This window comes from Shinella yambaruensis (assembly GCF_050859155.1).
GTDB classification, from domain to species: domain Bacteria; phylum Pseudomonadota; class Alphaproteobacteria; order Rhizobiales; family Rhizobiaceae; genus Shinella; species Shinella yambaruensis.
This window is the reverse complement of sequence record NZ_CP150638.1, coordinates 4,353,752-4,369,220: the sequence shown is the minus strand read 5'-3', so window position 1 is coordinate 4,369,220 and position 15,469 is coordinate 4,353,752. Positions and strand designations below refer to the sequence as shown.

Annotated in this window: 13 protein-coding genes; 5 read left to right on the top strand and 8 right to left on the bottom strand. The window is 65.1% G+C overall.

The window, feature by feature from the left end; all coding sequences use genetic code 11:
* The first annotated feature begins 208 nt into the window (after positions 1-208).
* A complete protein-coding gene (locus WMC41_RS21195; protein ID WP_432346204.1) occupies positions 209-1,201 on the top strand; it encodes an adenosine kinase in 993 nt (330 codons plus the stop codon).
* Here WMC41_RS21195 and WMC41_RS21190 read toward each other — a convergent pair.
* Positions 1,194-1,733: an SH3 domain-containing protein gene (locus WMC41_RS21190; protein ID WP_244770408.1), complete on the bottom strand. Its 540-nt coding sequence runs from the start codon at positions 1,731-1,733 to the stop codon at positions 1,194-1,196. The two genes, WMC41_RS21195 and WMC41_RS21190, sit on opposite strands and share 8 nt — an antisense overlap.
* Before the next feature lie 180 nt (positions 1,734-1,913).
* Here WMC41_RS21190 and WMC41_RS21185 point away from each other — a divergent pair, with 180 nt between their 5' ends.
* The gene (locus tag WMC41_RS21185; RefSeq protein ID WP_244770409.1) at positions 1,914-2,918 is read left to right on the top strand and encodes a 2-hydroxyacid dehydrogenase; all 1,005 of its coding nucleotides are present in this window, start codon (positions 1,914-1,916) and stop codon (positions 2,916-2,918) included.
* A gap of 94 nt (positions 2,919-3,012) precedes the next feature.
* On the opposite strand, the gene moeB is transcribed toward WMC41_RS21185, so the two are convergent.
* Together moeB and recF are read right to left on the bottom strand one after the other, a co-directional pair.
* On the bottom strand, positions 3,013-3,786 hold the full coding sequence (gene moeB / locus WMC41_RS21180; protein WP_432346201.1) for a molybdopterin-synthase adenylyltransferase MoeB: 774 nt from the start codon (positions 3,784-3,786) through the stop codon (positions 3,013-3,015).
* Positions 3,783-4,907, bottom strand: a complete 1,125-nt coding sequence (gene recF, locus WMC41_RS21175) for a DNA replication/repair protein RecF (protein ID WP_272807209.1) — start codon at positions 4,905-4,907, stop codon at positions 3,783-3,785. The genes moeB and recF overlap by 4 nt, the downstream gene beginning before the upstream one ends.
* Before the next feature lie 443 nt (positions 4,908-5,350).
* Here recF and WMC41_RS21170 point away from each other — a divergent pair, with 443 nt between their 5' ends.
* Positions 5,351-5,971 (top strand): HAD-IA family hydrolase, encoded by a 621-nt coding sequence (locus WMC41_RS21170; RefSeq protein ID WP_432348391.1) that lies wholly within the window; start codon positions 5,351-5,353, stop codon positions 5,969-5,971.
* A gap of 182 nt (positions 5,972-6,153) precedes the next feature.
* Here the strand turns inward: WMC41_RS21170 and dnaJ are convergent, their stop codons facing one another.
* Positions 6,154-7,284, bottom strand: coding sequence for a molecular chaperone DnaJ (gene dnaJ, locus WMC41_RS21165; RefSeq protein ID WP_244770413.1), 1,131 nt, complete (start codon positions 7,282-7,284; stop codon positions 6,154-6,156).
* Positions 7,285-7,524: 240 nt separating this feature from the next.
* Positions 7,525-9,441 carry a molecular chaperone DnaK gene (gene dnaK, locus WMC41_RS21160; RefSeq protein ID WP_064332092.1) on the bottom strand — a complete coding sequence of 639 codons (1,917 nt, stop codon included), beginning with the start codon at positions 9,439-9,441 and terminating at the stop codon, positions 7,525-7,527.
* A 1,080-nt stretch (positions 9,442-10,521) separates the two neighbouring features.
* Here dnaK and WMC41_RS21155 point away from each other — a divergent pair.
* Positions 10,522-11,001, top strand: a complete 480-nt coding sequence (locus WMC41_RS21155; RefSeq protein WP_432346198.1) for a hypothetical protein — start codon at positions 10,522-10,524, stop codon at positions 10,999-11,001.
* Between the two features lie 81 nt (positions 11,002-11,082).
* The gene (locus WMC41_RS21150) at positions 11,083-11,451 is read left to right on the top strand and encodes a hypothetical protein (RefSeq protein WP_432346196.1); all 369 of its coding nucleotides are present in this window, start codon (positions 11,083-11,085) and stop codon (positions 11,449-11,451) included.
* A 9-nt stretch (positions 11,452-11,460) separates the two neighbouring features.
* Here the strand turns inward: WMC41_RS21150 and WMC41_RS21145 are convergent, their stop codons facing one another.
* The 3 genes from WMC41_RS21145 to WMC41_RS21135 all read right to left on the bottom strand — a co-directional run bounded on the left by WMC41_RS21145 (position 11,461) and on the right by WMC41_RS21135 (position 15,361).
* Positions 11,461-13,677, bottom strand: a complete 2,217-nt coding sequence (locus WMC41_RS21145) for a transglycosylase domain-containing protein (RefSeq protein WP_432346194.1) — start codon at positions 13,675-13,677, stop codon at positions 11,461-11,463.
* A 206-nt stretch (positions 13,678-13,883) separates the two neighbouring features.
* Positions 13,884-14,312, bottom strand: coding sequence for a BA14K family protein (locus WMC41_RS21140; RefSeq protein WP_398432458.1), 429 nt, complete (start codon positions 14,310-14,312; stop codon positions 13,884-13,886).
* Positions 14,313-14,413: 101 nt separating this feature from the next.
* Positions 14,414-15,361, bottom strand: a complete 948-nt coding sequence (locus tag WMC41_RS21135) for a lysylphosphatidylglycerol synthase domain-containing protein (protein WP_244770417.1) — start codon at positions 15,359-15,361, stop codon at positions 14,414-14,416.
* Positions 15,362-15,469 lie beyond the last annotated feature (108 nt).

Sequence of the window (15,469 nt, the reverse complement as noted above, 5' to 3'; positions counted from 1 at the left end):
GGCTCGACCCGAGGATCCACAATCCACGGTGTGCCGGTGGATGGGTGGTCGCATCAGGCCCGACCATGACGAAAGAGAGGCTTGGCGGACTTCGCCAACAATCCAAGCCGCCGCGCCGTTTCCGGCAGGCGGCTTTTTTCCTTCCAGTTTCCGGAAAAACCGTTAAGACCGACTCCCGGCTCTCACCCAACGGAGACGGAACTTTCGCATGACCAAATTCGATGTGCTGACGGTCGGCAATGCCATCGTCGATATCATCGCGCGCTGCGACGAGAACTTCATCACGGACAACGGCATCATCAAGGGCGCGATGAACCTCATCGATGCCGAACGGGCCGAACTGCTCTATTCCCGCATGGGCCCCGCGCTCGAGGCCTCGGGCGGCAGTGCCGGCAACACAGCCTCGGGCGTCGCCAGCTTCGGCGGCAGGGCCGCCTATTTCGGCAAGGTGGCGCGCGACCAGCTCGGCGAGATCTTCATCCACGACATCCGCGCCCAGGGCGTGCATTTCGAGACCAAGCCGCTGGCCGGCCCGCCGCCGACCGCCCGCTCGATGATCTTCGTCACGCCCGATGGCGAGCGCTCGATGAACACCTATCTGGGCGCCTGCGTGGAACTCGGGCCGGAGGACGTGGAGGAAAGCGTCGTCGCCGAGGCCAAGGTCACCTATTTCGAAGGCTATCTCTGGGATCCGCCGCGCGCCAAGGACGCGATCCGCGACTGCGCCCGCATCGCCCATGCGAACGGCCGGGAAATGTCGATGACGCTGTCGGACAGCTTCTGCGTGCACCGCTACCGCGACGAGTTCCTCGACCTCATGCGCTCCGGCACGATCGACATCGTCTTCGCCAACAAGGCCGAAGCCCTGGCGCTCTACGAGACCGAGGATTTCGAGGAGGCGCTGTCGCGCATCGCCAAGGATTGCCGGCTGGCGGTGGTGACGATGAGCGAGGAAGGCTCGGTCATCCTGACCGGCGGCGAACGCACCAGGGTGGAGGCGATCAGCATTCCGAGCGTCGTCGACACGACGGGCGCGGGCGATCTCTACGCCGCCGGCTTCCTCTACGGTTATACGGCCGGGCGGTCGCTGGCCGATTGCGGCCGGCTCGGCAGCCTTGCCGCCGGCCTCGTCATCCAGCAGGTCGGTCCCCGCCCGCTGCTCTCGCTGGCGGAAGAGGCCAGGAAGGCCGGCCTTACTTGAAGGCCTCGCCCGGATAGGCGCCCCAAATCTCGTTCTGCGAGACCCAGCCGGCCGTGCCGTCTGCTTCGGCGCGGCACCAGTCGCCGTTGCATTCGCCGACCTTGATGACGACGCCGGGCTGGATCTTCGCGATGACCGTCGAGTTCGACATCGCCTCGCGGCGCATGTTGACGAAGATGCCCTCGCCCTTGCCGCGCATCCATGGCGCGGTGACGGCGGTGCGCTCGCCGGAGAGCAGCGCCTGGTTGACCCAGCCCTCCGTGCCATCCGCGTCGCGGATGCGGCGCCAGTTATCGTATTCCTGGATGATCTCCACCGGCACGCCGGATTTGAGATAGCGCCAGGCGACGGCATAATCGACACTGGGGCCGACGCGCAGGTTGACGCTTTTCGCCTTGAGGCTGACGAAGCGGGGCAGCGGCAGGCCGCTCGGCCCCTTGGCCGCCTGGGCATGGGCGAACTGGACGCCGGCAACGGAGACGAGGAGGCCCGCAAGGGCGGCAAGGCTGAGACGCAGGACAAGGTGACGCATGGACGATCCGCACAGATTGGAGGGGGCATGACGCTGCCGAACCGGTGCAAATTGGCAAATCGCAGGAACGCCAAAGAGGGCGGATTGTCTTCGCGACCGGGTCTGGTAGAAAATGCCCCTGATGAAGCAATCCTTGCCCAACTTGGTTAAGGACCCGTCAACAGGACGCCGGAACAGCCCATGACCCAGAAGAAAAAACCGAAGGTCTACATCACCCGCCGCCTACCCGAGGTCGTGGAGACCCGGATGCGCGAACTGTTCGACGCGGAGCTCAACATCGACGACACGCCGCGCAGCCAGCCCGAGCTCGTCGCCGCCGTCAAATCGGCCGACGTCCTGGTGCCGACGCTGACGGACCGGATCGACGCCGCGCTCATCGAGCAGGCCGGCCCGCAACTGAAGCTGATCGCCTGCTTCTCCAACGGCGTCGACAATGTCGACGTGGAGGCGGCGGCACGGCGCGGCATCACCGTCACCAACACGCCGAACGTTCTCACCGAGGACACGGCCGACATGACGATGGCGCTGATCCTCGCCGTCCCCCGCCGGCTGGCGGAAGGGGCGCGCATCCTGACGGACCGCAGGGGCGAATGGGCCGGCTGGTCGCCGACCTGGATGCTCGGCCGGCGCATCTGGGGCAAGCGTCTCGGCATCGTCGGCATGGGGCGCATCGGCACCGCCGTCGCCCGCCGGGCCAAGGCCTTCGGCCTCTCCATCCACTACCACAACCGCCACCGCGTGCGCCCGGACACGGAGGACGCGCTGGAGGCGACCTATTGGGACAGCCTCGACCAGATGCTGGCGCGCGTCGACATCGTCTCGGTCAACTGCCCCTCGACGCCGGCGACCTATCACCTTCTGTCGGCCCGCCGGCTCGAACTGATGCAGCCGACGAGCTATATCGTCAACACGGCGCGCGGCGGCATCATCGACGAGACGGCGCTGATCAAGTGCCTGCGCGAAGGCAAGATGGCCGGCGCCGGCCTCGACGTCTTCGAGAACGAGCCTTCGGTCAACCCGAAGCTCCTGAAGCTCGCCGCCGAGGGCAAGGTCGTGCTCCTGCCGCATATGAGCTCGGCGACGCTCGAAAGCCGCGTCGACATGGGCGAGAAGGTCGTCATCAACATCCGCACCTTCTTCGACGGCCACCGCCCGCCGGACCGCGTGCTGCCGAACCGGGTGTGATCGACGCGGGCTGAGCCCCCCTCTGCCCTGCCGGGCCTCTCCCCCTCAAGGGGGGAGATGCCCGGCAGGGCAGAGGGGGGTGGCAACCCGGCTCTCAGGAACGAACGCTACTCCCCTTCCGCCGCCTGTATTTCAGTGTTTCGAACCGCGCCGCCAGCCCGTCGTAAAGCAGCAGCCGCCCGACCAGCGGGTCGCCGGCGCCCGTGACGAGCTTGATCACCTCCATCGCCATCAGCGTGCCGACGACGCCGGTCAGCGCGCCGACGATGCCGGCTTCGGCGCAGGCCGGAACGACGCCGGGCGGCGGGGCCGTGGGGAAGAGGTCACGGTAGCCGGGGTGAAGCGTGCCGTCCGGCCCGGCCTCATAGGGTTTCAGCACGGTCAGCGAACCGTCGAAGCGGCCGACGGCGCCGGTGACGAGCGGAATGCGCGCAGCCTCCGCCGCATCGGCGGAGGCATAGCGCGTGTCGAAATTGTCCGAACCGTCGACGAGGAGGTCGTAGCCGGCAAGAAGGCGCGCGGCCGTTCCGGCCGTCAGCCGCTCGGCGATGCCGGTGAAGGCGACATGCGGGTTGAGGCGGGCGACGGCGGCCTCGGCGCTCGCGATCTTCGGCGTGCCGAGGCCGGCCGTGTCATGGATCACCTGGCGCTGGAGGTTGGAGAGGGAGACCGTGTCGTCGTCGAGAACGCCGATATGGCCGATGCCGGCGGCGGCGAGATACTGGATGACCGGCGCGCCGAGGCCGCCGGCGCCGACGATCAGCACATGCGCCTGCTTCAGCTTCTGCTGGCCCGCGCCGCCGATCTCGGCGAGCACGATATGCCGGCGGTAGCGGTCGATCTCTTCGGGGCTGAGCGGATCGGTCATGGCACGATGCCTCCATGCGAGACGGTGAGGAACTGCGCGCGCTCGCCGAGCGCGTCGAACATCGACCGGTCGGTGCCGGTCATGAAGGCCTGGCCGCCGAGCGCATCGACCCGGTCGAACAGCGCGGCCCGGCGGCCCGCGTCGAGATGGGCGGCGATCTCGTCGAGCAGCAGCACCGGCGCATGGCCGGTCATGCCCCCGACAAGGCCGGCATGGGCGAGGATGAGGCCAACGAGCAGTGCCTTCTGCTCGCCCGTCGAGCAGCGCTCGGCCTCCATGTCCTTCTCGCGGTGGCGGATCATGAGATCGGCGCGGTGCGGGCCGTCCAGCGTGCGGCCGGCGGCGGCGTCCCGGTAGCGGCCGTCCTGCAGCATGCCGAGATAGATGTCCTCGATCTCGTAGGCCGGGCGCTGCCATTCCCCGTCGAGGAAGCCGGAAAGGCGCATGGTGGCCGAGGGGAACGGCCCGTCGTCGCGCGCCGCCTCCACGAGGCCGGAAAGGAGGCCGACGAGCTCGTGGCGGGCATGCGCCATGGCGATGCCGAGCTCCGCCATCTGCCGCTCCAGCGCCGTCAGCCAGGCGGGATCTGGCCGCGGCTCGGAGAGCAGCCGGTTTCGGCCGCGCATCGCCTTCTCGAAATCCGCCGCCCGGCGGCCGTGCTCGGGATCGAGCGACAGCACCAGCCGGTCGAGGAAACGGCGGCGATCGGCGGAGGGGCCGGTGAAGAGGCCGTCCATGGACGGCGTCAGCCAGACGACGCGCAGATGATCGAGCAGTTCGTCGACGGTGCGGGCGGGCGTGCCGTTCAGCCGGAGTTTTCGCGCCTGGCCCTCGTCGCCGCCCTCGGTACCCGTGCCGATGTCGACCTCGCCCATCATGCCGTCGAGCGTTGCGAAGACGGAAAAGCCGCCGCTTGCGCCGGCGCGCACGACATCGCCATAGGGCGCGCGGCGCAGGCCCCGGCCCGGCGAAAGCAGGGAGACCGCCTCCATCAGGTTGGTCTTGCCCGCACCGTTCTGCCCCGTCAGCACGACATGCCGGCCGTCGAGCGGCAGCGACAGGCCCGCATAGTTGCGGAAATCCGTGAGCTTGAGGCGGGAAAGGGAAACCTTGTGCGGCATGGGGTGAGAGCTAGAGCATTTTGCCGCCAAGGGGAATCACCCTGCGGCGCATAAATCGGGCAACAACAGAAAGATGGGCAGGCGCCGGGCGCCGCACAAGCCGCCCCGGCCCGCAGGGGCAGACTATCGCATATGGAGTTCGGCCCTGCCGCTCTCCCCTTCTCCTCGCGGGGAGAAAGGAATGTGGCAGCGGCTTGCTTCCATAGGCGATGGCTCTTGGGGAGAGATGCCGGCAGGCAGAGGGATCTTTGCAGCCGATCGCGCTACGCTAGCCGGAAGATGAGCCCCTGGCGACGCCGGGCCGGTTGCCTGCATGATGCGGAGCAGGTAAGCCAGAACCTCCCGCCGTGCCTTGCATTCTCCCCCTCCCAGCCCGCAGGTCCTCCGCCTTGTCCTCTTTCCTTCCCGTCTTCGACCGTTCGTTCTCCGCCTTCCTCTTCGACATGGACGGCACGATCATCAACTCCATTCCGGCCACCGAGCGCGTCTGGACGCGCTGGGCGCTGAAGCACGGGCTGGACGTGGCGACCTTCCTGCCGACCATGCATGGCGTGCGCGGCATCGACACGATCACGCGGCTCGGCCTGCCGGGCGTCGATCCCGTCGCCGAGGCGAAGGAAGTCGAGCGCGAGGAGATGGAGGATGTCGAGGGCGTGCTGCCGATCCCGGGCGCGATCGCCTTCCTTTCCGCGCTGCCGGCCGGCCGCTGGGGCATCGTCACCTCGGCGCCGGTGGCGCTCGCCCATCGCCGCCTCGCCGCCGCCGGCATTCCGCTGCCCGCGGTCATCGTGACGGCCGACGACGTGACGCGCGGCAAGCCGGCACCGGACGGCTACCGGTTGGGCGCCGAGCGGCTCGGCTTCGACCCGGCCGATTGCCTCGTCTTCGAGGACGTGCCGGCGGGCATTCTTGCCGGCGAGGGCGCCGGCGCCCATGTCGTGGTGATGACCGCGACGCACCATCACCCCATCGAGACCGGCCATCCGACGCTGCAGAGCTACGAGGGCATCACCACGCAAGCCGATGCGGACGGCCGGTTGACGCTGCTGCGGGCGGCGGGCTGACACGCAGGCTCCCGTTTCACGAAACAGGAAAGCCGGGATGTTTCCATCCCGGCTTTCCGCTGCTGACAAAGTCCGCCAAGCTCCCCTCTGTCATGGCCGCCCATAACCCATTGAAAAATGGATCCTCGGGCCAATCCCGAGGATGACGGAGTGCTTGGGGCGATGTTTGTTCGAGAGAGCGGTCAGCCCTCGAAGAACTCCTTCATCCGCGCGAAGAAGCCGGCGGATTCCGGGTTGTTGTCCTTCGAGGAGATCTCCTCGAATTCCTTGAGCAGCTCGCGCTGGCGCTTGGTCAGCTTCTGCGGCGTCTCGATCTGGATCTGGATGTAGAGATCGCCGACCTGCGTGGAGCGCAGCACCGGCATGCCCTTGCCCTTGAGGCGGAACTGGCGGCCGGCCTGGGTGCCCTCGGGCACCGAGACGCGCGACTTGGTGCCGTCGAGCGTCGCCACGTCGAAGGTGCCGCCGAGCGCCGCCGTCGTCATGGAAATGGGCACGGTGCAGTAGAGGTCCGCCCCGTCGCGCTGGTAGAACTCGTGCGGCTTCACCGACAGGAAGATGTAGAGATCGCCCGCAGGCCCCCCGCGCACGCCCGCCTCGCCCTCGCCGGAGAGCCGGATGCGCGTGCCGTCCTCGATGCCGGCCGGGATGTTGACCGACAGCGAGCGCTCTTCCGTGACGCGGCCATGGCCGTGGCACTTGGTGCAGGGATCGCTGATCGTCTGGCCGCGGCCATGGCAGGTCGGGCAGGTGCGCTCGATCGAGAAGAAGCCCTGTGCCGCGCGCACGCGGCCGGAGCCCTGGCAGGTGGCGCAGGTCTTCGGGCTGGTGCCGGGCTTGGCGCCGGACCCGGAACAGACGTCGCAGGTGATCGAGGTCGGCACGCGGATCTGCGCCGTCTTGCCGGCATAGGCCTCTTCCAGCGAGATCTCCATGTTGTAGCGCAGGTCGCCGCCGCGCTCGCGGCCGCCGGCCGAGCGCCGCTGGCGCCCGCCACCCATCATCTCGCCAAAAATGTCTTCGAAAATATCGGAGAAGCCGCCGCCCTGGAAACCGCCGCCGCCGAAGCCGCCGCCCATGCCGCCCTGCTCGAAGGCCGCATGGCCGTAACGGTCGTAGGCCGCGCGCTTCTGCGGGTCCTTGAGCGTGTCATACGCCTCGTTGACGTCCTTGAACTTCTGCTCGGCGGAGGCATCGCCCGGATTCTTGTCCGGGTGGTACTTCATCGCCATCTTGCGGAAGGCGCTCTTCAGCTCCTTCTCGTCGGCGCTCTTGGAAACACCCAGCGTCTCGTAAAAATCAGCTTTTGCCATTCGGGTTCACGTCCGTTTCGTGGGAACGGTCTTCTTGTTATGGACCTGGAAGCTTGCCTTAGCCTGCATGCCTGAAAAGCGCGCATGCAAAAGGCGGAAGCCGGAGCGAAGGAAAAGCCAAGACATCGTCGCCGCGGTAAACGGGAGTGATCATCTTGTCTTTTTCCCTTCGCGCTGACTTCCGCCTTCTCGCTACCGTTGCACCGGCCGCGAGAGAGCGCGGCCGGCAGTTCAGGAGGCTCAGGCCGACTTCTTGCGGTCGTCCTCGTCCTTGACTTCCTCGTAGTCGGCATCGACGACATTGTCGCCGGCCTCGCCCGAGGCAGAAGAAGCGTTCTCCTCGGCCTGCTGGGCCTCGTAGATCGCCTGACCGAGCTTCATGGAGACTTCCATGAGCGTGTTGGTCTTCGCCTTGATGTCGTCCGCATCGGGCTCGGAGGCCTCGACGGCGGTCTTCAGCGCGGCGATGGCGTCCTCGATGGCCTTGCGGTCGGCCTCGGAAACCTTGTCGCCATATTCCTTCAGCGACTTTTCCGACGAGTGGATCAGGCTTTCGGCCTGGTTCTTCGCCTCGACGCCCTCGCGGCGCTTCTTGTCGGCCTCGGCATTGGCCTCGGCGTCCTTGACCATCTTCTCGATGTCGGCGTCGGAAAGGCCGCCGGAGGCCTGGATGCGGATCTGGTGCTCCTTGCCGGTGCCCTTGTCCTTGGCCGAGACCTGCACGATGCCGTTGGCGTCGATGTCGAAGGTGACTTCGATCTGCGGCATGCCGCGCGGGGCCGGCGGAATGCCGACGAGGTCGAACTGGCCGAGCAGCTTGTTGTCCGCAGCCATTTCGCGCTCGCCCTGCGAGACGCGGATGGTCACGGCCGACTGGTTGTCCTCGGCGGTCGAGAAGGTCTGGCTCTTCTTCGTCGGGATCGTCGTGTTGCGCTCGATCAGACGGGTGAAGACGCCGCCCAGCGTTTCGATGCCGAGAGACAGCGGGGTCACGTCGAGGAGGAGGACGTCCTTGACGTCGCCCTGCAGAACGCCGGCTTGGATGGCGGCGCCCATGGCGACCACTTCATCCGGGTTGACGCCCTTGTGCGGCTCCTTGCCGAAGAGCTGCTTGACGGTTTCCTGCACCTTCGGCATGCGGCTCATGCCGCCGACGAGAACGACCTCGTCGATCTCGGCCGCCGAAACGCCGGCATCCTTGAGGGCTGCCTTGCAGGGCGCGACGGTGCGCTGGATGAGGTCGTCGACGAGCGCTTCGAACTTGGCGCGGGTCAGCTTCATCGTCAGGTGCTTCGGACCGGTCGCATCCGCCGTGATGAACGGCAGGTTGATCTCGGTCTGCTGCGAGGACGAGAGCTCGATCTTGGCCTTCTCGGCGGCTTCCTTGAGGCGCTGAAGGGCGAGCTTGTCGTTCTTCAGGTCGACGCCCTGGTCCTTCTTGAACTCGTCGGCGAGGTAGTTGACCAGACGCATGTCGAAGTCTTCACCGCCGAGGAAGGTGTCGCCGTTCGTCGACTTCACCTCGAAGACGCCGTCGCCGATTTCCAGAACCGAGATGTCGAACGTGCCGCCGCCAAGGTCGTAGACGGCGATGGTCTTGCCGTCCTTCTTGTCGAGGCCGTAGGCGAGCGCGGCGGCCGTCGGCTCGTTGATGATGCGCAGCACTTCAAGACCCGCGATCTTGCCGGCATCCTTGGTCGCCTGGCGCTGCGCGTCGTTGAAATAGGCCGGAACCGTGATGACGGCCTGGGTGACGGTCTCGCCGAGATAGGATTCGGCGGTTTCCTTCATCTTCTGCAGGATCATCGCGGAGATCTGCGAGGGGGAATAGCCCTTGCCGCGGGCATCGACCCAGGCATCGCCATTGTCGCCCTTGACGATCTTGTAGGGAACGAGGCCCTTGTCCTTCTCGACGAGCTTGTCGTCGTAGCGGCGGCCGATAAGGCGCTTGACGGCGAAAAGGGTGTTTTCCGGGTTGGTGACCGCCTGGCGCTTGGCCGGCTGGCCGGTCAGCCGCTCACCGTCTTCGGTGAAGGCGACCATGGAAGGCGTCGTGCGCGCGCCTTCGGCATTTTCGATAACTTTTGCGTCCTTGCCATCCATGACGGCAACGCAGGAATTGGTCGTCCCGAGGTCGATACCGATTACTTTAGCCATGTCATTCTCTCCTTGAAGCGAACTGCCGGAACCCATTCAGGCATTCGATTGGCAGCCCCTAATGGTATGGTCTTCACGAAAGCATGGGCCGCAGCCCTGCCTTGCGGCGTATATAAGGAGCCCTCCAGACGACTGCAAGACATTGCCGGGCCGCAAAGCTCGCAAAATCAGCGCGTCCGATGGACTTGGTGTACCGCCCTCGCAACCCGCAATCAACCACAATCCTCTCAGGTGTTTCAAGCAACGGCTCGAGGTCTTGGCGGCTCCCCGAGAGATGGGATCTTAAGGCCCGGAAATGTAGAGCGTCCGGCATGAACGGAGATGTCGAATAGAGAGCGACGGAAGGAAACATATAATATTTTCCTTCACTTGTACGCAGTGTAAAATTTTTCTCCAGGTCAGTTCATCCCCGTCGTCGACAACGCGCGCACACTTTTCCGACTAAATTGCGAGCGGATTGTGTGGCAATGATCTCGACGGACCCTACCGAACCAAGCTTTTTACAATCAAGCTACCGATATGCGGCGATAACAGTCGAAATCCGCGCGCTAGCCCTGTGCCTTCGATTGAAAGCCGGCTTCCGCCCTGAACAGCCGCGTGTCCCCGCAGGCAATCCCGATGGCGGACAATGGGTGAGGGAGGGTTCCGGCAACCGGCCGATTCTTGTTAGCCGCCGCGGACCACGCGGTGGGAGACAAGTTCGTATCCTCGGCAGGTCGCAAACTATCACGCCCGCGCAAGAGGTGCGGCTGGCGATCAGTACAAGTCGGATGCAAGAGGCACTACGCGCCGTTCATAGGCGTGAACCGAACTGGAAACCAACGCCGCAAATCTACGAGACGGTTGAAGGGTTGATACGAGCCAACGAAGCGACAGCGCAAGAGGCGATGCTCCGCGCACTTCAGCTAAAACTACCGCGGACCGGTCCCGGGCCGTTTGCAAAGGAGTGGATTGCCGCGCCAGCAACCAACAGGCGGCTTACCAGAACGGAGCAGGCAGACATTGATCGCATCGGCCGCACGTACGGATGCCACTGGTGTGGTACAAAGACGTCGGGAACCAAGAAAGGTCATTTTATCGGTGACCATCAGATACCAAGATCACTGGGTAAACCAAGCAGGATTTATCCGCATTGTTCGTGGTGCAGCAAGTCGCAAGGCGGTCTGGTCTCTCAAGGGAGTTACTAAATCGATGTCCGTCACAACGCTTGTAATCGCACCTGAATACCTCAGCATATATGTCGCCGGGCGTCGGAATGTTAAAATTCCCCTTCACATGGATAAGCAAGGAATATTCTCTTCACCGGACTGCATCAACGTTCCGGCGCTCTATTGGAACGATGGCGACACGCATGTGACATTCGGACCGGCTTCAGAGATCACGGAGGCGAGAAAACCCGATTTCGAAGGCATTCTGAACACACCCGACAAAGAGCTCATCTTGTTCGACGCCAACGAGCCTCAATATGCCATCGCGGATGTACCATCCACGAAAACGCGTATTCGGGTCTGGATAGATCACCCCACCGAACCCGAATACGTTATCATTGCATGGGGGTAGAAATGGCGAGCCAGAATGGTTCAAACGGCTTCATTGCCTTTCCGGAAGAATATGAAATCGTTGCTGGATGGAAACTCTGAAATGGCTATTCTTCATTTCAGCATAGCGCCTGAATACAATAGTGTTTATCTGGCAAGCCGTCCAATACCTGATGTCTCACACAATTTCAGGGAGAAGACCATACCGTCTACTCCCGATTGCATCAGTATTCCATGCACATATTGGAATGATGGCGACACCAGTTTTTCCGTTGGAGAAGCTTCGGAAATAACCATGTCGACGCCCCCGACATTCGACGGGTTTCTCGACACGCCCGACAAGAGGCTTGTCTTCTTCGGTGCCAACGAGCCGGAGTTTGCCAGCGTATCGGTGCCTACCGTTAAAACGCGCATACGGATCTGGATCGATCACCCGAGGGAGCCGGAAAATGTCGTCATCGCCTTCGGATAAACGCGACCGTCAGCCCCCCAGCAGCACGTCGAGAAGCGTCGTCCGGCGCGTGCCGGTCTGTCCCTGCTGGCCGACGTCTGCGGGCGGCGTAAGGCCGTCGTCGAGCGGAACGGCGCCCGTCTCGCCGTTCGCCATCGCCTGCCCGTCACGGGCGGGCTCGTTGCCCAGCGTACGGGAGATGATGTCGAAGAGCTGGTCGCCTTCCGGGGCCGGTTCCGTCCCGTCCACGGCAGGCTCGCCGCCGGCCGTGCCGAAGAGCGGCGAAGGCGCAAGGCCCTCATGGGCGGCGGTCATGAACTGGCTCCAGGCCTTCGCGGGAAGCCCGCCGCCCGTCACCTTCTTCATCGACTTGCCGTCGTCGTTGCCGAACCAGACGCCGGTCGTCAGATTGCTGGTGTAGCCGACGAAGAGCGCGTCGCGGAAGGACTGCGTCGTGCCCGACTTGCCGGCCGCCGGCCAGCCGGGAATGCGGGCGTTCTTGCCGGTGCCCTCGGTGATGACGCGCATCATCATGCCGTTCATCTGGGAGACGACGCCGGGTTCCAAAACGCGCGGCGGGTTGTCGTAGGTGTTCTCGTAGAGCACCCGGCCGTCGGCCGTCGAAATGCGGCGGATGATGTGCGGCGTCGCCTTGTAGCCGCCGTTCATGAAGGGGGCGTAGGCGGCGGTCAGTTCCACCAGCGTCACCTCCGACGTGCCGAGCGCGATCGAGGCGTTCGACTGAAGCTCCGATTCGATGCCGAGCCTGCGGGCGAGTTTTATGACGTCGTCCGGGCCGACCTCCATGACGAGCTGCGCGGCAATCGTGTTCAGCGACTGGGCGAGCGCGGAGGAGAGCGTCACCTCGCCGCGATATTTCTGGTCGTAGTTCTCCGGCGTCCACTTGCCGATCCTGACCGGCGCGTCGTTGCGCACGGAAAGCGGCGAGCGGCCGGCTTCCAGCGCCGCCGCATAGACGAAGGGCTTGAAGGCCGAGCCCGGCTGGCGCTTGGCCTTGGAGGCGCGGTCGAACTGGCTTTCCGCATAGTCCCGCCCGCCGACGAGGGCCCGGATGGCGCCGGTGCCGTCGATCGAGACGAGGGCGGCCTGCGAGGCGTTCGACTTTTCGCCCTCCTTGTCGAGGAGCGCGGTGATCGCCTCGTCGGCCTTCTTCTCGAGGTCGAGGTCGATCGTCGTATCGATGACGAGGTCCTCGGTGATGTCGCCGATCATGCCCGGCAGCTGGGCCATGACCATGTCGGCGGCATAATGCTGGGCGCCGGACCAGTAGCTCTTCGCCCGCGCCGGCGTCTGCGACATGGCGGTCTTGATCTCGGTGTCGGTGACGAAGCCCTCTTCGCGCATCGCGCCGAGCACGATCTGCGCACGCGCTTCCGCCGCCTCCGGATCGCGCGCCGGGGAGAGGCGCGAGGGCGCCTTCAGGAGGCCGGCGAGAAGGGCGGCCTCGCCGAGATTGACGTCCCGCGCCGACTTGTTGAAGTAGCGCCGCGCCGCGGCCTCGACGCCGTAGGAATTCGAGCCGAAGAAGACGCGGTTGAGATACATCGCCAGGATCTGGTCCTTGGAATATTTGTGCTCCAGCCAGAAGGCGAGCAGAACTTCCTGAACCTTGCGCTCCAGCGTGCGCTCCGGCGAGAGGAACATGTTCTTGGCGAGTTGCTGGGTCAGCGTCGAGCCGCCCTGCACCATGCGGCCGGTGGTGATGTTGGTCAGCATCGCGCGGGCGAGGCCGAGCGGATCGATGCCGAAATGCGAATAGAAGCGCCGGTCCTCGATGGCGATGACGGCCTGCGGGATATAGGGCGACATGTTCTCCAGCGACAGCGCCTCGCCGCCGGTCACGCCGCGATTGGCGATGATGTCGCCGCTGACGGCGAGGATCTTCAGGTTCGGCGGCCGGTCGGGGATCGACCAGCTCGTGGCGCTCGGCATGCGCGCGCCGTAGTAGAGGACGAGGCCGCCGACGCCGATGGCGCCCCAGATGCCGAGCACGACGCACCAGTAGAAGAGCCGGCGGAAAAGGCCGAAGAAACCGCCGCCGGCCGCCCGCCGGCGCCCGCCGGAGCCGCGCCCCGGCCGCTCGACCCTCGGTGGCTTGCCGCGCCCCTTGCGGCCGCCGCCTGCCACGCGATCTCCCGCGCCGACGTGGAAATCATCCTCGTCGTCGTGCCCACCCGATCCCCGGAAGGACGGTTCGATGCGCTGGGATTTGCGATTGGCTGCCATAAGCGGTCGGATACACCTCGAAAACGTCGCCGTCCGGTGGACCTTAAATGCGGCGATTTAAGGGGTCGTTAAGAAGCGGTGAACGCGCAGGCGACAGTTTGAGGGGGATTTGAGAGAAGATCGGGCGGCCTTGCGGGCCGCCCGGGATATCGCGTTCCGGTCTTGCGTCGTTGCCGGCGCAGACCGTTCAGGCACGTTTACCTTGCTCAATAGTAAGGCGAGAGGCACTCGCGGCGGCCGCCATAGTTGGGCTGGAACGTGTTGTCGTAGGCCCGGTACGAGCGGTAGCGCGCATAGCACCATTCGGTGTGGCGCGGATTGATGCCCTCGTAGCGCGGCCGGGCATAGCCGTCATTGGCGATCGCGCCGCCGATGATCGCACCCGCACCGAAGGCGGCCAGCGGATACCACCAGCCATCCGAATGGCGGCGATAGCCGCGACGTTCGTAGCGATAGCCGCGATGGCCATTGTGCCAGCCGCGGCGCTCGCGCCACTGGACCTGCTGGACATCGCTCGCCTGAGAAGCGCCGACCTTCGGCATCGGCACGGCAAAGGCCGGTGCGGATACGAATGTCGTGGCGAACATGGCGACGGCCATGGCAGCGGCAATGCCGCCCTTGATCGTTGTCTTCATGTCGGTCTCCCTTGGATTGTCACTGTTTCACAGTGATCAAGACGGATGACAGCATGAAACAATTCGACTGAATGCAGGATGAACCGAACTTCTCCATCGCCTCAGTCCTCGCCGTTGCCCAGCCGGCTGAGGAAACGCTGCCGCTCGAAGACGAGGATGACCACCAGCGCCATGATGAAGGGGATGATCAGGTAGAACAGCCGGAAGACGGCGAGCGCGGCCAGCACCGCCGCCGGATCCATGTCCGGCAGGCCGGCGATGAAGACGAGCTCCAGGACGCCGATGCCGCCCGGCGCATGGGACAGCAGCGCCACCGAGAAGGAGGCGAGGAAGATGCCGAGCACGACGAAGAAGCCCGGATTGCCCTCCGCCGGCAGCACGAAATAGATGATCGCCGCCGCGCCGATCAGCTCGATCGGCGCGATGATGAGCTGGCGGAAGACCAGCGAGGGCTTGGGATATTCCAGCTTCAGCCAGCGCGTATTGATCGGCCGGAAGCCGACGAGGCTGCCCACCACATAGAGCACGACCAGCGCCAGGATGAAGACACCGGTCGAGAACGCCGCCTCGATCGGCAGGAATTCGGCGAACCGCCCGACGATCTCCGGCTCCAGCACCAGCACCAGGCCGAACAGCATGACCGTGCCGAGCGCGAAGGTGAAGGAGCAGAAGGCGACGAGGACGCCCACCTCCGATCCGGTCAGCCCCTTCGACGTATAGGCGCGGTAGCGCACCAGCGCGCCGGAGAACACCGAGGCGCCGATATTGTGCGACAGCGCATAGGTGGTGAACGAGGTGATGGTGATGAACCACAGCGAGATGCGATGGCCGAGATGCTCGAGCGCCAGGTGGTCGTAGGCGGCGAGCGCCGCATAGGCGACGAGCGTGGCGCCGCAGGCCAGCAGCCAGCCGGAGACCGGAATGGCATGGAGGCTCGCCATGAACTCGTCGAGCGACAGGCCGCGGAGATCCTTGTAGAGGATATAGACCGACAGGATGATCGCGGCGGTGCTGACGAGCGGCCAGAAGAACTTTTTCAGCCGCTTCATCCCGCCTTCCCCCCTGCTGCCGGCGCCCCACAGCCCGGGCAGCGAGGTGTTCTCGCAATCTTTCCTGACGCCATTCTCACCCTTTCCCCATGTCCGGGCCGTCGTCGC